The following is a 1558-nucleotide window of genomic DNA, read 5'->3' on the forward strand; positions in this document are numbered from 1 at the left end:
GGTTAAGTTATTAAGGGCGCACGGCGAATGCCTTGGCACTAGGAGCCGATGAAGGACGGCACTAACACCGATATGCTTCGGGGAGCTGTAAGTGAGCTTTGATCCGGAGATTTCCGAATGGGGGAACCCACTACGTTTAATCGCGTAGTATCTTGACGTGAATACATAGCGTCTTGAAGGCAGACCCAGGGAACTGAAACATCTAAGTACCTGGAGGAAGAGAAAGAAAAATCGATTCCCTGAGTAGCGGCGAGCGAAACGGGAAGAGCCCAAACCAAGAGGCTTGCCTCTTGGGGTTGTAGGACACTCTATACGGAGTTACAAAAGAGCGAGTTAGATGAAGCGACTTGGAAAGGTCCGCCAGAGCAGGTAAAAGCCCTGTAGTCGAAAGTTCGTTCTCTCCAGAGTGGATCCTGAGTACGGCGGAACACGTGAAATTCCGTCGGAATCCGGGAGGACCATCTCCCAAGGCTAAATACTACCTAGTGACCGATAGTGAACCAGTACCGTGAGGGAAAGGTGAAAAGCACCCCGGGAGGGGAGTGAAAGAGATCCTGAAACCGTGTGCCTACAAGTAGTTAGAGCCCGTTAATGGGTGATAGCGTGCCTTTTGTAGAATGAACCGGCGAGTTACGATTACGTGCGAGGTTAAGCTTTAGAAGGCGGAGCCGCAGCGAAAGCGAGTCTGAATAGGGCGAAATAGTACGTGGTCGTAGACCCGAAACCAGGTGATCTACCCATGTCCAGGGTGAAGGTGAGGTAACACTTACTGGAGGCCCGAACCCACGCACGTTGAAAAGTGCGGGGATGAGGTGTGGGTAGCGGAGAAATTCCAATCGAACTTGGAGATAGCTGGTTCTCTCCGAAATAGCTTTAGGGCTAGCCTCGTGATGAGAATACTGGAGGTAGAGCACTGTTTGGACTAGGGGGCCATCCCGGTTTACCGAATTCAGACAAACTCCGAATGCCAGATATTTATACACGGGAGTCAGACTGCGAGTGATAAGATCCGTAGTCAAAAGGGAAACAGCCCAGACCACCAGCTAAGGTCCCAAAGTAATCGTTAAGTGGAAAAGGATGTGGCGTTGCACAGACAACCAGGATGTTGGCTTAGAAGCAGCCATCATTTAAAGAGTGCGTAATAGCTCACTGGTCGAGTGACGCTGCGCCGAAAATGTATCGGGGCTAAACGATTCACCGAAGCTGTGGATTGACATCTACGATGTCAGTGGTAGGAGAGCGTTCTAAGTGCGTTGAAGTCAGACCGGAAGGACTGGTGGAGCGCTTAGAAGTGAGAATGCCGGTATGAGTAGCGAAAGACGGGTGAGAATCCCGTCCACCGTATGACTAAGGTTTCCTGAGGAAGGCTCGTCCGCTCAGGGTTAGTCGGGACCTAAGCCGAGGCCGATAGGCGTAGGCGATGGACAACAGGTTGATATTCCTGTACCACCTCCTCACCGTTTGAGAAATGGGGGGACGCAGTAGGATAGGGTAAGCGCGCTGTTGGATATGCGCGTCCAAGCAGTAAGGCGTGTGTGTAGGCAAATCCGCACACTAT

General features: G+C 51.5%; 1 rRNA gene (cut by a window edge). It reads left to right on the plus strand.

Annotated features, from left to right (window positions below):
- Positions 1-1558: ribosomal RNA gene (locus ACIQ7N_RS23510) — 23S ribosomal RNA — on the plus strand; it runs 1469 nt beyond the window's last position.

Origin of the sequence: Lysinibacillus sp. NPDC095746, assembly GCF_044763535.1 — a bacterium.
Classification (GTDB): Bacteria; Bacillota; Bacilli; order Bacillales_A; family Planococcaceae; genus Lysinibacillus.